Genomic DNA, 13,721 nt, shown 5'->3' with positions numbered 1-13,721 from the left:
TCGCCCGGTCTCGTCGAGCAGACGGAGCGGGTGCGGCGGCCGGTCCACGATGTCGCCCTCAGCCTCATCGCCCACCGACTCAGGCTGCCCCGCCTCGCCCCCAACACGAACGATCCCCTCCAGGCCTTCCTCACCCACACACGCCACTGACCAGCACAAGTCCCCATCCAGCCGGGCGCATTGATGCAACCCCCTACAGGGGTGCCACCACGCCTACGAAAAATCCAAGATCAATCCCACACAACTACCGGACCACAGACCAAGCACTCGAACAACCAAACCGAACACCCCAACAAGCCACACCCACCACACCCGAAACCGACCGCTCAGACCATCCCGAACCCCACCCCGAAAGACGGAACACCAGACCAGAACAGCTCAACCCACCGAAGACCAATGGCCCGTCACACGACGGGCGAGCTTGTCCAGGGCTTGGCGGACGTAGTCGAGGTTTTCCGGGTCTTCCAGTCACACCACGGCTGTCTCGTGGCGGAGGTCGCTTTCGTTCAGCAGCGAACTCATGGCTGCAGTCCCTTCACATGGGGGGCGAGTACAGGTCGTGGACAATGTCCATGCTGACGCCCAGGTCGGTGTCCATCGCATGCGGGGGCGGGCGGTAGTGGCAGGGCGTACATATCAGTCACCTGCCAAGGAGGGGTCGCCTCCGAGGCCGGGGTAGTACTTCTTGCCGCTCGACTTCATCATCTCGGAGGGGGAAGCAAGGTTGAGTTCCTGGCGGACCCGGTTGGCGAAAGCGCGGGCAGTGGCAGGGCGCAAGCCTTCGCTTGAGCACCAGGCGGCGTAGGTGGTGTAGAGCAGGCCCTGCTCGACCCGCAGGTCGCCGCCATCGGGTGCGGCGGTGGTGCAGGTTTCGGTCAGGAAGCGACCGATATGGTCTTCGGTGGTGGCGTAGGCCTCGGTGGCGGTACGGACTGTGGCCGGTCCGGTCAGCGGGTCGCGGGTGGTGAGGTAGCGGCCGGCGCCTTCGATGAGCCAGTGCAGGATCCCGGGGCCTTCGCTGGTGACGAGTTCCGGCGCGAGGTTGTCGATTTTGCGTTCGGTGGGGACGACGCGTTCGAAGGGGATGAGGCGGATGCGTCGCCAGAAGGCATGGCCGCCGGTGCCGACTTCGGGGCGGTGGTTGCCCAGGAGCCAGAGCTTGTGGGTGGGATTGAAGCTGAAGTAGTCCTGGCGCATGCGGCGGGCGGTGATGCGGTCGCCGCCGGCCTCCGTCATCGACCGGTGGCTGGAGCGAAAACTCGACGGCATGCCCCCGGGCATCCATCGCGCCGTCGAAGCCTGGGTCCGCACTCTCCTCGACGGTGGCCCGCGGTCCGAGCCCCGCTCCCGGCATACGGCATGGGCCTACCTGGGCGAGATCCAGCCGGTGCTGCTGGAGTGGTCCAACCGCTACGACCATCTGCGAGAGGTCACCCGGGAAGACATCATCGCGGCCCGGGACGCCGTCACCGGCAAACAACGCGAAAGCCGAATTGTCGCCCTGCGGTCACTGTTCCGGCACGCGAAGAAGAACGGCCAGCTTTTCCACAACCCCACGATCCGCATCCGTGTCCCCCGGCAGACCGGCAGCGTCCTCCAGGCCCTCGACCAGGCGGACATCGACGAGGCCATCGCCGCCACCACCCCAGACATCCGGCTCATCGTCTCCCTGGCCGCCGTCCACGCGGCACGGCCGAAGATGATCCGGACCATGCAGCTCGACGACATTGACCTGGGCAACCGGCGCATCACCGTCGGCGGTCACGTCCGCCCGCTCGACGATCTCACCCATCGAGCGGTCCTGGACTGGCTCGACCACCGCCGCAACCGCTGGCCGAACACGGCCAACCCTCATCTGCTGATCACCCAGAAGCCCGCTGTCGAACTCGGCCCGGCTGGCAAGCTCTGGACCACCCAGGCCACCCGCAACCTCACCGCCACCCTCGAACGGCTCCGCGTCGACCGACAGCTCGAAGAGGTCCTGATCCACGGCGCCGACCCGCTCCACCTCGCGCTCGTCTTCGGCATCGACGAGAAGACCGCCGTCCGCTACGCGGATTCCGCTCGGCAGCTTCTCCAGGCCGAGATCGAAGCCGGAGTATCGCCGAGGTGAGCCCAAAAGGTGCCATTTCGGTCAGGCCGTGTCGGCCGACCAGGGCGGGGCACCTTCGTATCCGTTGTGGACAGCTTCGGGAGTCGTGGGCCGACTCAGCGGGCCGTCGGAGCCGACAGCGTGACTGCCTCGCGCAACTCGTCGGAGGCCTGGGTGATTAGCTGGGAGAGGGAGGCGTCCGGGGAGGTCAGCCAGCGGGACGTGGCGCGCCGGTGGATCGCCAGCACCACGTCGATGATGAAGCGTGCCTTGCTGGGCTCGACGCCGCGGCGCTCGAGCGCCAGCGCCAGCGCGTCGGCGATGTCGGCGAGTTTGATCAGATCGCGCTCGGCCAGTGCCGGGTTGGCGGCGATCACTCTGACGCGGCGCAGCAGGAACTCGCGCGGGCGGAAGATCTCCTCGGCGGTTCTCAGCGCGGTCAGCAGCGCCTCGATCGGCGTGAGGCCCGGGTCGGTCGCCTCGACCTGGGCGACGAGGTGGGCCTCAAGTTTGTTACCGGCGAAGAGGACTTCCCGCTTGTCGGGGAAGTAACGGTAGAAGGAGCGCTCCTTCAGGCCGGCGGCGCCCGCGATCTGCGCGACCGAAGTGCGCTCGAACCCCTGCGTCTCGAACAGCTCGAGCGCCGCGCGCTCGAGCCGGCCTTGTGCGTCGGATTCCCATCTCGGCATACCCAACAGGATACGACAACAGCATCTGTTGTAACGATGATATTGTCGATGACAACAGATGCTGTCATCACTCGGAGATCGTCATGAAGGCTCTTCAGTTCGACCGGTTCGGGTCCCCGGACGTGATCGTGCTCCGCGACGTCCCACAGCCGGAGCCGGGACCCGGTCAGATCCGGATCGCCGTGCGGGCGTGCGGCCTGACACCGGCCGACTGGCACGTCGTCGACGGTCTCCTCGCCGACCATCTGCCGTCGCTGCCGCGCGGCCTCGGATTGGAGATCGCGGGCACGGTCGACGCGCTCGGTGAGGGCGTCACCGGCGTCCGGATAGGCGACCGCGTGTTCGGCCCGGCCACCTTCGACGGTCCGACGGCCGGTGCTGCCGAGTACGCGCTGATGCCGACCTGGGCACGTATCCCCGAAGGCGTCACCGTCGAGCAGGCCGCAGCGTTGCCGATGGCGGCCGAGACGGCGTGGCGCGCGCTCGACGACCTCGGCGTCCAGCCGGGTGAGCTGCTGCTCGTCCACGGCGCGGGTACCACCGTGGGTGAGGCGGCGGTGCGCTTCGCGCTGCACCGGGGTATTCGGGTGATCGCCACCGCCGGGCAGACCCGGGCAGCAGCTCTGGGTGAGATCGGCGCCCAGGTTGCCGCCTACGGCGAGGGCATGGCAGGACGTGTCAGGGCACTGTCCGGAGGCCGCATCGATCGTGCCCTCGACGCGGCGCCGACCGGGGGCCGGATCGACCGCGCCGACCAGCCCAGTCCGGCCGGCGGCTCGCTGCCGACCTTGATCGAGCTGACCGGGGATCCCGACCGTGTCCTCACCGTCTCGGACTTCGCCGCCGCGGCCGAGCTGGGCGTCCGGACCACCACCGAGATCCGCTATGAGCAGATGGACGAGTTCGCCCGGCTCGCCGGTGAAGGCATTCTGGTCGTACCGGTCGCCCGCACCTACACGCTCGACCAGATCCAGGAAGCGGCCGAGCTCAGCCAGTCCCGCCGACCCGGCGGCAAGCTCATGCTCGTCCTGTGATCGCCCTGCCGGCCTGACAAAGCGAGACCACCTCGACGACGAGCGGGGCAGGCCTCTTTTCCAGGCCGACCTCAAAGCCGCTCCCGCGTGTTCGCCGCGAACGCACGGGTCAATCCCCGAGAATGGCGTCCCTGGACCCTCGGGTTCCCGCTGAAGAAGCTTCGGTTTCCGCGAACTCGCGGGGATCCTGATCCTGGCCCCAGTGTCCTATCCCTGACCCACGGTGCAAAGTAGCTGAGACTGATCATCGCTCCGGGGTGGCCGACGACGTCGCCCGCCTAGGCAGTGCCTCTCCGATCATCTACTCGTTAGCCTTGTATGACTGGTCGCGGTGATCTGACGGACGCCGAGTGGGCTCGCCTGGAGCCGCTTCTACCGCTGAGCAATGGACGTTGTGGCAGGTGGCGCGGGATCACCGGCAGGTGATCAACGGGGTTCTACACCGGGTGCGAACCGGAGTGCAGTGGCGTGACCTGCCCGAGAGGTTCGGTCCGTGGAAGACCGTGCACAAGAGGCACCTGCAATGGTCGGCAGACGGCACTTGGGAGCGACCCTTGCGGCAGGTCCAGGCCGTCGCAGACGCTGAGGGATCCATCGACTGGGATGTCTCGGTTGACTCCATGGTGATGCGCGCCCATCAGCACGCCGCCGGCGCCCGCAAGGCTGCCCCGCCGCAGGTCGCCTCGAAGGGGGCGACCGTGACGGAACATCAGATCGATCCGGCGTGGACATGCCTGGCAGGCCATCTGGAGGAGGTGGTGCTCCAGGTGAGGGCCTGGGCCGCTCTTGCGGCGGCTTCACCACCAAGGTCCACCTGAGCGCGGATGGCCGTTGCCGCCCGCTGTCGCTGCTGGTCACACCCGGACAGCGGGCGGACTGTACCCAGTTCGAGCCGGTCATGGAGAAGTTCCGCGTGGGTACCGGCGCGGTCGCCGGTGCCCGGCAGGTCCTTGGCGAGCCGGCCTGCGAGTGCGCTCACCGGGCATCGACCGGGTGAGGACGCCGAGTGTGAGCAGAGCGAGCGCCGGCAGCACGGCGACGATGATTCCCATCGGCAAGGCGTCGGTGGCGCCACCCGCGCCGGCCAGCGGAGCAAGTGCCCCGCCGAACATGAACTGGCTGAAGCCGAGCAGAGCGGCGGCCGACCCGGCGTGTCCGCCGTGGTCGGCCAGGGCCTGGGCCGCGGCGTTCGGCATGACCAGGCCCACGCTGGAGACCAGGACGAACAGGCCGATCAGGAGCACGGGCAGGGGTGCCCATGTCAGCACCGCGCCCAGGACCGTGGTGCCACCGGCTGTCGCGCCCAGCAGACCGGCGAGCAGCAGCACGCGGGCGCCGGCCCGGGCCACCAGCCGGCCGCTGATCTGGGCGGCCGCAATGAGTCCGGCGGCGTTGACGGCGAACACGGCGCTGTACTGCTGCGGTGACAGGCCGTGGATTTCCTGCAGGACGAACGGCGAGCCGGAGATGTAGGCGAACATCGCCGCGAAGACCAGGCCGTTGGCCAGGACGTACCCGGTGAAGACCCGGTCGCTGAGCAGCTGCCCGACGACAGCCAGCAGCGGCTGGCGTGACGCGGAGGGCCGGGTCTCCGGCAGTCCTGCGGCGGAGGCCGCCAGCATCACGGCGCCGAGTACGGCCAGGGCCACGAAGATTCCAGGCCAGGCCGTGACGCGCAGTAGCTGGCCGCCGAGGACCGGCGCGAGCACCGGCGCCAGGCCGGTGATCAGGGTCAGTGCGGAGAAGAGACGTGCGGTGCGGGTTCCGGAGGTGCGGTCGCGGACCATGGCGTTGGCGATGACGATGCCGAACGCCCCGCCGATGCCCTGGACCAGGCGGAGGCCGACGAAGGTCCGAACGTCGGGTGCCACCGCGCAGAGCGCGCTGGCGATCGTGTAGAGGGCGAGGCCCGCCAGCAACGGACGCCGCCGGCCGTAGGTGTCGCTCAGCGGCCCGGCGATCAGCTGCCCGATGGCCAGCCCGGCCAGACAGGCGGTGATGGTGAACTGGGTGGCCGCGGCGCTGGCGCGCAGGTCGCCGGCGAGGTCCGGCAGTCCGGGCAGGTAGCCGTCGATGGACAGTGGTCCCAGGGCCACGAGCGCTGCGAGCAGGACGATGAATCGGGTGTGCCGGTCGGCGGCGTCGTTGCTCATGGCTCAGTACGCCACAGTGATGCGGCGGCGGATCGCGGTGCCGCTCTCGATCGTGTCGGCCAGGGCGATCGCGTAGTCGGCGTACGAGATGCGGCTGTTGCCGTCGTCGTCGGTGAGCAGGGTGTCCCCGGCGCTGCGGTAGGCCCCGGTCCGCTCGCCCGCTCCGATGACCGCGGCGGGCGACACGTACGTCCAGTCGAGGTCGTGCACGCCGCGGTAGAGGTCGAGCGCTTCGGACTGGGCCTCGGCGTTGGCCTTCCACAGCGCAGGGAAGTCCGGGTCGTCCATGACCCGGGCGCCGGTCGGCGTGCGCAGGCTGCCGGCACCGCCGATGGTGACCAGGCGGGTGACGCCGGCTCGGCGGAGTCCGTCGATCAGTGCACGGGCGGCACCGACGATCGTGGCGCGGTCGTTCTCCTGGCCGATCCGGGGGCCGACGGCCGACAGTACGGCGTCGTGGGAGGCGGCGAGGCCGGCGACCGCGGCGGCGTCTGTGACGTCACCGGTGGTCACGGTCAGGGCCTTGTGCCTGAGTCCGTCGATGTGGCCGGCTCGGGTGACCGCGGTGACGGTGTGGCCGCGACGCAGGAGTTCCTCGGTGGTGGGCCGACCGATGTTTCCGCTGGCACCGAACAGGACGATTTTCATGTGTTGCTCCTTGTTTCTGATGGTCACAGGACGGGCTGGCCGTCGGCGATGATGGCCGCGGTGATGCCGCGCTCGGCGGCGGCGTGCTGGAAGCGCTGCTCAATGTCGGGTTGTTCGGTGTAGAACGGCGGGTTGTGGAACAGGCCGTAGTGCATGGCGCAGACGGTGTCGGCACCGAGTGCGACGGCGGCCTCGACGCCCTGCTCGGGGGTCATGGTCGCCGGGACGTTGGCCGCGTAGCCCTCGAAGTGGGCGATGACGCCGTTGACCGGGACGAACGCGACGTCGAACGGGCCGTGGTCGCGGGCGATCTGCCACCAGCTGCCGTGCCACTGGGTGTCGCCGCAGTGGATGACCCGTCGGCCGGCGCCTTCGACGACCCAGGCGACCTGGTCACAGTCGTTGCCGCGCCAGTCAAGCGAGGTCACCGGGGTGACGGTCAGCTCTCCGATGCGGCGTGACTGGCCCAGGTCCTGGGCAACGGGGGTGATGCCCACCTCGTGCAGCGCCGCCGCGCTCGGGGTGTGGCAGCCGATCGTGCCGGTGGCCGCGATCCGGGCGATCAGGTCGTGGTCGTAGTGGTCGGGGTGCAGGTGGGTGATGAGGGCGTGGGTGCCGGGCGGGGTATCGACCGGGTCGACCGGCCGGTGCGGCGGCCCCATCACCGGCGCCAGCGGAGCGACGTTCTCGAGCGGGTCGATCAGCAGGCGGGTGTCGCCGAGACGGATCTCGACGCCGGCCCAGGCCAGCCGACGCAGGGAAAGGGTGGTGGTCATGGGCAGCGACGCTAGACCGACGTTGTTGAGAAAGTCAACAAGACAGTTTTGAATCTCAATATCACGATGTAGGGTGGTGGCATGCGCACCTACGGGCAGTACTGCGGCATCGCGAAATCACTGGACACCATCGGCGACCGATGGACCCTGCTGATCGTCCGTGAACTGCTCGCCCTGGGTCCTTGCCGGCACACCGACCTGCGCAACGGGCTGCCCGGGATCGCCAGCAACCTGCTGGTCGACCGGCTCCGCGAACTCGAGGAAGCCGGCCTGATCCGCCGCGAGGCCGCCCCGCCGCCGGTGGCCACCACCCTGTTCTCCCTCACCAAGCGTGGCCGCGAGCTGGAGCCGGTGCTGCGCGAACTGAGCCGATGGGGAATTCCGCTGTTGCGTGAGCCGGCCAGCAGCGACACCTTCCGCACCCACTGGCTGGACATGCCCGCCCGGGCACTGACCGACCACCGCCCCGACCAGCCGGCAATCGTCCTGCAACTGCACGCCGACGGCAACGAAGACCTGGTCATCGAAGTCAAGGACGGCTCGGTGCACACCCACGCCGGACGGGTCGACCACCCCACCGCATCACTGACCGGACCGCCGCACCTGCTCGCCGCGACCCTGCTCGGCGACCTCGATCTGAGCGCCGCAGTACAGCAAGGCCTGCGGCTCAGCGGCGAACGCGAGGCAGTACTGCGCATCCTGCCCCGCTGATCCGGGTGTGAGTAGTTGCCGTACAGAAAGTGCCGCTGAGATTGATCTTGCTCGTGCTGGGCTACTTCGCGGGGGCTTCGAGCTGGCGGGGGCCGGCGCCCGCGCGCAGTTCGCGTAGGTCGGGGATGTGGTTGTACAGGGTGCCCGGGGAGACACCGAGCAGCTTGGCGATCGAGGTGATGGAGCGGCCGGGGTCGGGCAAGCAGGTCGCGTGCGGCCCGAATGACTTCCTCGGTGGCGACTGTGGGGCGTCCGCCGACGCGGCCCCGGGCGCGGGCTGCGGCCAGGCCCTCGTTGGTGCCGATGACGATGAGTTCGCGGATGAACTCCGCGAGGGCGGCGAAGACGTGGAAGACGAGCCGGCCGCCGGGGGTGGTGGTGTCCAGGTTCTCGTGCAACGAGGTGAAGCCGATCCCGCGCTCGCGCAGCTCGGCAACCATGTTGATGAAGTCCTGGAGGCTGCGGCCATAGCGGTCAAGCGAGGGGACCACGAGGGTGTCGCCGGGGTCGAGGAAGGTGTGGCACGCCTTCAGCTCGGGGCGCAGCGCGTTCTTGGCCCTTGGGGAGGATCGGACCGGTCAGTAGCGGCATTGCTACAAGCTGGTGGGCGCGGTCGTTGAGCGCTGGCGTAGACCACAGCCGCAGGAGCGGCGCGGGCGAACGAAAGTGACTGGCCGAGTTTGCCCCTGTCCCGCAACGCGGCGACCGCCTTCGGAGGCCCTGGCCCCAAAATGTCCAATGACCTCGGCAAGCGTCCGGAGTCGACCCCGGCCCCCGACGCCTTCGCCGCGCTGTCCGCTGTCGTCGTGGATGCGCGCATCGAAGAAGTCCGCACCGAGCCAGCCCCCATATCGGTACGGGTGGCATCGTCCAAGGGGCGCCCCGACGTGCGCAGGACATCACGGACGGCCTAACGCGGTACCGCGCGCAGCAGCCTGCTCGTTGTGCTGGTGCACGCATCCGGCGGAGTGCTCGTGCTGCCATTTGGCCCAGACATGCCCCGACTGGCAGAGCATCCGCACGACCGCGGCATCGCCCGCACTCCTGCACAGGGCAACCATGCTACCCGCAGACGACGCCCGCCCCATTCGACCGCGGATCCACGCGAGATCGAACGCCTCCACTCGTCGACATCTTGCTCGGAGCCATCGCGGGAAGGCGTGAAAACCCAGGTTCGTCACCGCTCGAGAGCCAGGACAGCGGTCCGGGACGGTCTCCCGAGCAGTAACCGCCACGACCGAAGCCTCAATGAGTGGCTAGGACCTGACCGTTCGTTCCGCGCCGTAGTATGCGGAGCATGACGCGGTATGTCGACGAGGATCTGCACGGTGCGGAGTTCCGCGAGTGCGACCTCACCGGGGCACGCCTGATCGGCGTCGTCATGCAGGATGCCGTGATCGACGGGCTCATCACCAACCTCGTGGTGAACGGTGTCGACGTCACCGAGTACGTCGAGGCAGAGCTCGACCGACGTCATCCGGTGCGGGTGCTGATCCGCTCCGAGGACCTGGCCGACCTTCGCGAGGCGTCGCGTCAGCTGCATTCCGCCTGGGCCGTCACCATCGAGCGAATCCGCCGTACGCCCGGCATCGAGCACCGCAGCGTGCACGACGAGTGGTCGGCGGTGCAGACGATGCGCCACCTGGTCTTCGTCCACGACTCGTGGTTCCACCGCTGCTGCCTGGGCTCGACGGAGCTGTTCACGCCGATGGGCATCGGGACCACCGTCGAGCCCTATCGTGAAGCGCACGGACTTGACCTCTCGCTCGATCCAACCCTCGATGAGATCGTGAGCGTACGTAACGCACAGACCGCCGAACTCGAGGCCTGGCTCGACGAGGTCACCGCAGTGCGGCTCGCAGCGCGAGCGCCGGTGCCCGACGACGACGTCTGGCCGCCGTACGCCCGGGGCCGCTCGGTGCGGCAGTGCCTCGGTACGGTGCTCAATGAGACCTTCGAGCACCACGGCTTCTGCGTCCGCGACCTCGACCTGATCGAGGCACGGGACGCGGAGTAGGGCCGTCTGCAGACTCAGAGTCTTGCGGATGCGGGCATCGCTGACCGTCAGCGCGGTGCCGAGCTGCGGGGTCCAGGGCTGCACGCGGTTCTTCTCGAGCATCTGGCGGGCTCTGGGCCCGTCCTTCGGGAGGACGACGTCAGTTCCGACGCAGGTTCTGAACTTGTTCCTTAACCTCTTTCGTTACGTTCGGTGAGATTTGCGGGGCGTCTGACGGTCTTGCCGACGTCGTAGCGGGTACTCGGCTGGCGGTTTGTGGAGCCGGGTGGGCGTCCGGGGCCGGGGCGGCTGGGTTTCGGCCCGTGGGCCGGGTGGGCGAGGTGGGAACGGATGTGCCGGAACCCGCGGCGGACGCAGGTCGGCGTGAGGGCGGCGCCGGGACGGGTGGTCTTCTCCCAGGGTTTGCGCCGGTCGGTGCGAGTGTTGCGGCGAGGCGGAGTTGGTTGTGCGCGGCGATGACGAGCCAGGTCCATCGGTCCGCTGCCTGAGGGTTCCGTAATCGTGGCCTCGTCCAGCCGAGGGACTGCTTGAACAGGCGAAAGGTGTGCTCCAGGTCGAAATCTGCGCAGGTAGCAGGACCAGACGAAGTCGACGTCGTCCGGAGTGGCGCCGGTGGAGGAGGACCACAGCCAGACGGGCGGCGCATTGCGGTCTCCGGGGAGGTGGTCGACGTGGAGGCGGATCAAAGTGCCTTCGACCAGCGGGAGTTCGCTGTCGTGGTCGATCCACGCGGATCTCTGCTGCAGCTTGGGGTGGAGCCGGTCCCAGGCGCGGGCCTCGGCCTTGCCGTAGCGGGCCGTGTCGTTCACCGTGATCACGGACGGTTCGGGCCAGGAGGCGGGCCTGGCCAGGCTGAACTCCTTGCCGTGCCGGGGCGGCCGCCCGCCCTGCGGATACGCCTGGGCGTACTCCTTCAGCGAGGGTGCAGGCCGTCGCATGAGACGGTCCGAACGCAGCCGCCCGACCAGCTCGACCGGCAGGTCGCGCAGGACCCAGGCCAGGCGCATCACGTCGTAGCCCGCGTCCATCACGACCAGGACGTCCCGGTCGCCGTCCTGCCACTGCCCGGCCGCGATCAGTCGCTCCACCACGTCCCGCAGCTGGTGGGCGGTGACGGCTACGGCATCGTCGGCCGGCTCCAGCCGGACCGCATCCAGGACCTGGGTCCACGACGTGCGATCCGGGGTGAGCGCGGCGACGAACGAGTACGGCCAGCCCGGTACGACGTGGTCCGAGGAGCGGCCGTTGCGGCCATGGACCAGACAGAACAGTCGATCCGGCGAGCAGGCGGCGTCCGACCGCAGCCACGGTGAGTCGTCCACCGTGAGCACGATCCGCCCGTCGAACCGCGGAAGCGGAAGCGATATCAGCAGGTCACGCAGGGCGTTCGCGTCGAGTCGGCCATGGTTCAGGGCCCCGTACAGCGAGCCGTAACCGCGCTGGTGCTCGGCCAGCAGCGACAACTCCACGGGCGTCCGCGTCGGGCCATCCGCACACAACAGGGCGTCGGTCAGCTCGAAGAACGCATCCGCACGAGCGGACAGACACCGATAGAAAGCCATCCGGAAGCGGGACAGTTCCGCGAGCGCCTCCCGCCCGTCGATCTGCGGCACCACACTCACCCCACGGCCTTCCTGCTCAACTCTCCTGCACAGCAGCTGAGTGCAGCATCGCGAGGAAGACCGCCTCACACCCTGGAATCACTCCAAAGAGTGATGATATGACCGAGTTAGAGGTTAGGGAACAAGCTGAAGGGCGTTGCAGAAGGCTCAGTTCCGGACATCGTCCCTGTACGGGTGGGATATTGCGGGCTGAGCCTGTGTGGGTACAGACGCTCACCGGCATGCGGATCGACCGGTGCGCGAAGCCGGCGAAAGGAGTGAAGAAACGCAGCATCAGTGACGGAGCCGCCGGGGAAGGAGGAGCAACTCCCGGATGCAGAGCTTGAGGTCACGCAGTCGAGGAGTGCGTTGGTGAGGTGGCCGGTGAAGGTCCAGTCGAGTTCTCCGGTGACCGTCAGCTCGATTGACCGCTGCCGTCGGCGGGGCGGCTGATCGTGACGGCCGCGGCCTGGAGCAGCTTGGCGGGGGGGCTCAGGGCGATGCCTTGATGACTGGCCATACGAGAACACTGCGCGGAGCTCTCGATCAGGCACCTGACACAGATCAGCTGCTCTTGGTCGTCGTCGCGGCGCATTCCGGTCAGCGGCACAGCATACGCGTTTACCCACGCGGACGTGGGCAAGGCGCACAACACCACGACCGTACAAGGCAGTCAGATCCACCGCGCGCTGTACTGTCCCCCATTCCTATCCCGCCGGAGGTCTTGACCATGAGTGACAACATGTGGAGCTACTCCCCGACGGCGAACTTCTCCGCCGACACCGACCTGACCGGCTGGAAAGTCGAGGCCACGGACGGTTCCATCGGGAAGATCGACAAGCACTCGGGCGAGGTCGGTTCGCAGTACATCGTGGTCGATACCGGCGTCTGGATCTTCGGCAAGGAGGTCCTGCTGCCTGCCGGCACCATCACCTCCGTCGACACGGACGCACGGACGGTGCACGTCGGGCGTACCAAGGAACAGATCAAGAACGCGCCGGAGTTCGACACGGACAAGCACCTGGGCAGCCCCGACTACCACCAGCGGATCGGTACCCACTACACCGACCACCCCGGCACTCCGGGCGCCCCGGGTACCCCCGGCCTCCGCTGAGACCGTACCCAGCCCAGGACTTCCCTCCCCCAGACTTCGCTCCGTGCCACTGGGTCGCGGCCTTCGCTCGTCTCGTACTACGCGGTTGCATGGAAACCGGATCTGCCATGCAGGCCATCTCTCCCGGTGTACGCGACATCTGCCACACCGGACAGCACACCACGCCCCACCTCGACGAGGAGTTCATCGTATGCACCGCATCGCCGTCCGCCACGCCGTCGCCACCTCTGTCGGACTTACGGCAGTCCTCGCGCTCACCGCGTGCGGAACGGACAACTCCTCGGACGTGAGCGGTAGTTCCTCCTCGCCATCATCTCCAGTGGCGCCGTCCACCGCTGCCGCCAGCCGGTCGGCTTCGACCTCCTCGGGTGGCTCGTCGTCGTCCGGGACCGCTACGGGCGGCTCGAACTCCTCCCCCGCATCGTCGACCTGCCACTCCGCGAATCTGCGGATCACGGCGAAGAACCAAGGCGAGGCCCGCCAGGGAGTGGGCTCGGTCCTGATCACGTTCACGAACAAGGGCGGCGACTGCCGTATGGCCGGGTTCCCGGGCGTCGACCTCAAGACCAACTACGGCAACCAGGCAGTGGACCGCAACAAACAAGAGGTAGGAATCCCGTTCACACTCCGGGCGGGCAAGACCGCCACGGCCGACGTCGTCTACCCGATGAACGACACCGGCGGCTCCGGCGTCCATGTCACCGCGCTCGTCATCACCCCTCCCAATGAGACACACCCCATTACGGCACCGGTCAACTTCAGCCTGCCGGTGAGCGACAAGGACACGGGCCGCCTGGAGGTCACTCCCGTCTTCAAGCCGGTCTCCTAGGCCGTGTCCGTAAAGTCGATGGTTCGTTGCTCCGTTCGTGGTGCGTCGACATGAACT

Annotated in this window: 13 protein-coding genes and 5 pseudogenes; 8 read left to right on the top strand and 10 right to left on the bottom strand. The window is 68.2% G+C overall.

Features of this window, described 5'->3' with window-relative positions; translation table 11 throughout:
* Positions 1-408 precede the first annotated feature (408 nt).
* Positions 409-522, bottom strand: a pseudogene (locus CG740_RS41470) (DUF6009 family protein); the annotation flags it as partial.
* 114 nt (positions 523-636) lie between these two features.
* Positions 637-1,224 (bottom strand): annotated as a pseudogene (locus CG740_RS39330) (phage/plasmid primase, P4 family); the annotation flags it as partial.
* 43 nt (positions 1,225-1,267) lie between these two features.
* Here CG740_RS39330 and CG740_RS39325 point away from each other — a divergent pair.
* Complete coding sequence (locus CG740_RS39325; protein ID WP_159030573.1) at positions 1,268-2,113, top strand: integrase; 846 nt, start codon at positions 1,268-1,270, stop codon at positions 2,111-2,113.
* A 95-nt stretch (positions 2,114-2,208) separates the two neighbouring features.
* On the opposite strand, the gene CG740_RS39320 is transcribed toward CG740_RS39325, so the two are convergent.
* Positions 2,209-2,781: a TetR/AcrR family transcriptional regulator gene (locus tag CG740_RS39320; RefSeq protein ID WP_100580119.1), complete on the bottom strand. Its 573-nt coding sequence runs from the start codon at positions 2,779-2,781 to the stop codon at positions 2,209-2,211.
* Between the two features lie 83 nt (positions 2,782-2,864).
* On the opposite strand from CG740_RS39320, the gene CG740_RS39315 reads away from it, so the two are divergent.
* Together CG740_RS39315 and CG740_RS41465 are read left to right on the top strand one after the other, a co-directional pair.
* A complete protein-coding gene (locus tag CG740_RS39315; protein ID WP_100580118.1) occupies positions 2,865-3,815 on the top strand; it encodes an NADP-dependent oxidoreductase in 951 nt (316 codons plus the stop codon).
* Between the two features lie 318 nt (positions 3,816-4,133).
* Positions 4,134-4,722 (top strand): annotated as a pseudogene (locus CG740_RS41465) (IS5 family transposase); the annotation flags it as partial.
* Here CG740_RS41465 and CG740_RS39305 read toward each other — a convergent pair.
* The 3 genes from CG740_RS39305 to CG740_RS39295 are packed head-to-tail and all read right to left on the bottom strand — an operon-like array spanning position 4,712 to position 7,392.
* On the bottom strand, positions 4,712-5,968 hold the full coding sequence (locus CG740_RS39305; protein ID WP_100580117.1) for a multidrug effflux MFS transporter: 1,257 nt from the start codon (positions 5,966-5,968) through the stop codon (positions 4,712-4,714). The pseudogene CG740_RS41465 and the gene CG740_RS39305 sit on opposite strands and share 11 nt — an antisense overlap.
* 3 nt (positions 5,969-5,971) lie before the next feature.
* Positions 5,972-6,616, bottom strand: coding sequence for an NAD(P)-dependent oxidoreductase (locus tag CG740_RS39300; RefSeq protein WP_100580116.1), 645 nt, complete (start codon positions 6,614-6,616; stop codon positions 5,972-5,974).
* 23 nt (positions 6,617-6,639) lie between these two features.
* Entirely contained in the window at positions 6,640-7,392 is a 753-nt protein-coding gene (locus tag CG740_RS39295) for an MBL fold metallo-hydrolase (RefSeq protein ID WP_100580115.1), read from the bottom strand.
* Between the two features lie 81 nt (positions 7,393-7,473).
* On the opposite strand from CG740_RS39295, the gene CG740_RS39290 reads away from it, so the two are divergent.
* Positions 7,474-8,103: a winged helix-turn-helix transcriptional regulator gene (locus CG740_RS39290; RefSeq protein WP_100580114.1), complete on the top strand. Its 630-nt coding sequence runs from the start codon at positions 7,474-7,476 to the stop codon at positions 8,101-8,103.
* 61 nt (positions 8,104-8,164) lie between these two features.
* Here CG740_RS39290 and CG740_RS41460 read toward each other — a convergent pair whose 3' ends face one another.
* Positions 8,165-8,305 (bottom strand): hypothetical protein, encoded by a 141-nt coding sequence (locus CG740_RS41460; RefSeq protein WP_234376778.1) that lies wholly within the window; start codon positions 8,303-8,305, stop codon positions 8,165-8,167.
* Positions 8,306-8,423: 118 nt separating this feature from the next.
* Positions 8,424-8,636: pseudogene (locus CG740_RS41455) on the bottom strand (recombinase family protein); the annotation flags it as partial.
* Positions 8,637-8,834: 198 nt separating this feature from the next.
* Here CG740_RS41455 and CG740_RS40170 point away from each other — a divergent pair.
* Both CG740_RS40170 and CG740_RS39280 read left to right on the top strand, forming a co-directional pair.
* Positions 8,835-9,017: a hypothetical protein gene (locus CG740_RS40170; RefSeq protein ID WP_159030572.1), complete on the top strand. Its 183-nt coding sequence runs from the start codon at positions 8,835-8,837 to the stop codon at positions 9,015-9,017.
* A gap of 383 nt (positions 9,018-9,400) precedes the next feature.
* Positions 9,401-10,120: a DinB family protein gene (locus CG740_RS39280; RefSeq protein WP_234376777.1), complete on the top strand. Its 720-nt coding sequence runs from the start codon at positions 9,401-9,403 to the stop codon at positions 10,118-10,120.
* A 170-nt stretch (positions 10,121-10,290) separates the two neighbouring features.
* On the opposite strand, the pseudogene CG740_RS39275 reads toward CG740_RS39280, so the two are convergent.
* Positions 10,291-11,682, bottom strand: a pseudogene (locus CG740_RS39275) (NF041680 family putative transposase).
* Between the two features lie 769 nt (positions 11,683-12,451).
* Between CG740_RS39275 and CG740_RS39265 the strand changes: the two are divergent.
* Complete coding sequence (locus CG740_RS39265) at positions 12,452-12,835, top strand: PRC-barrel domain-containing protein (protein WP_100580111.1); 384 nt, start codon at positions 12,452-12,454, stop codon at positions 12,833-12,835.
* A gap of 183 nt (positions 12,836-13,018) precedes the next feature.
* On the opposite strand, the gene CG740_RS41450 is transcribed toward CG740_RS39265, so the two are convergent.
* Positions 13,019-13,291, bottom strand: a complete 273-nt coding sequence (locus CG740_RS41450) for a hypothetical protein (protein ID WP_234376776.1) — start codon at positions 13,289-13,291, stop codon at positions 13,019-13,021.
* A 31-nt stretch (positions 13,292-13,322) separates the two neighbouring features.
* Between CG740_RS41450 and CG740_RS41445 the strand changes: the two genes are divergently transcribed.
* Positions 13,323-13,664: a DUF4232 domain-containing protein gene (locus CG740_RS41445; protein WP_234376775.1), complete on the top strand. Its 342-nt coding sequence runs from the start codon at positions 13,323-13,325 to the stop codon at positions 13,662-13,664.
* The last annotated feature ends 57 nt before the right edge of the window (positions 13,665-13,721 follow it).

Source organism: Streptomyces sp. CB01201, from assembly GCF_002803085.1.
Classification (GTDB): Bacteria; Actinomycetota; Actinomycetes; order Streptomycetales; family Streptomycetaceae; genus Streptomyces; species Streptomyces hundungensis.
Note: the sequence above shows the minus strand (reverse complement) of the source record. Positions and strands in the feature narration are given on the sequence as shown.

What these genes read in the sequence shown, in the direction of transcription:
- CG740_RS39325 (WP_159030573.1), top strand. Translation starts at nt 1,268, where the DNA reads ATGCCCCCGGGCATCCATCGCGCCGTCGAAGCCTGGGTCCGCACTCTC.
- CG740_RS39320 (WP_100580119.1), bottom strand. Translation starts at nt 2,781, where the DNA reads ATGCCGAGATGGGAATCCGACGCACAAGGCCGGCTCGAGCGCGCGGCG.
- CG740_RS39315 (WP_100580118.1), top strand. Translation starts at nt 2,865, where the DNA reads ATGAAGGCTCTTCAGTTCGACCGGTTCGGGTCCCCGGACGTGATCGTG.
- CG740_RS39305 (WP_100580117.1), bottom strand. Translation starts at nt 5,968, where the DNA reads ATGAGCAACGACGCCGCCGACCGGCACACCCGATTCATCGTCCTGCTC.
- CG740_RS39300 (WP_100580116.1), bottom strand. Translation starts at nt 6,616, where the DNA reads ATGAAAATCGTCCTGTTCGGTGCCAGCGGAAACATCGGTCGGCCCACC.
- CG740_RS39295 (WP_100580115.1), bottom strand. Translation starts at nt 7,392, where the DNA reads ATGACCACCACCCTTTCCCTGCGTCGGCTGGCCTGGGCCGGCGTCGAG.
- CG740_RS39290 (WP_100580114.1), top strand. Translation starts at nt 7,474, where the DNA reads ATGCGCACCTACGGGCAGTACTGCGGCATCGCGAAATCACTGGACACC.
- CG740_RS40170 (WP_159030572.1), top strand. Translation starts at nt 8,835, where the DNA reads ATGTCCAATGACCTCGGCAAGCGTCCGGAGTCGACCCCGGCCCCCGAC.
- CG740_RS39280 (WP_234376777.1), top strand. Translation starts at nt 9,401, where the DNA reads ATGACGCGGTATGTCGACGAGGATCTGCACGGTGCGGAGTTCCGCGAG.
- CG740_RS39265 (WP_100580111.1), top strand. Translation starts at nt 12,452, where the DNA reads ATGAGTGACAACATGTGGAGCTACTCCCCGACGGCGAACTTCTCCGCC.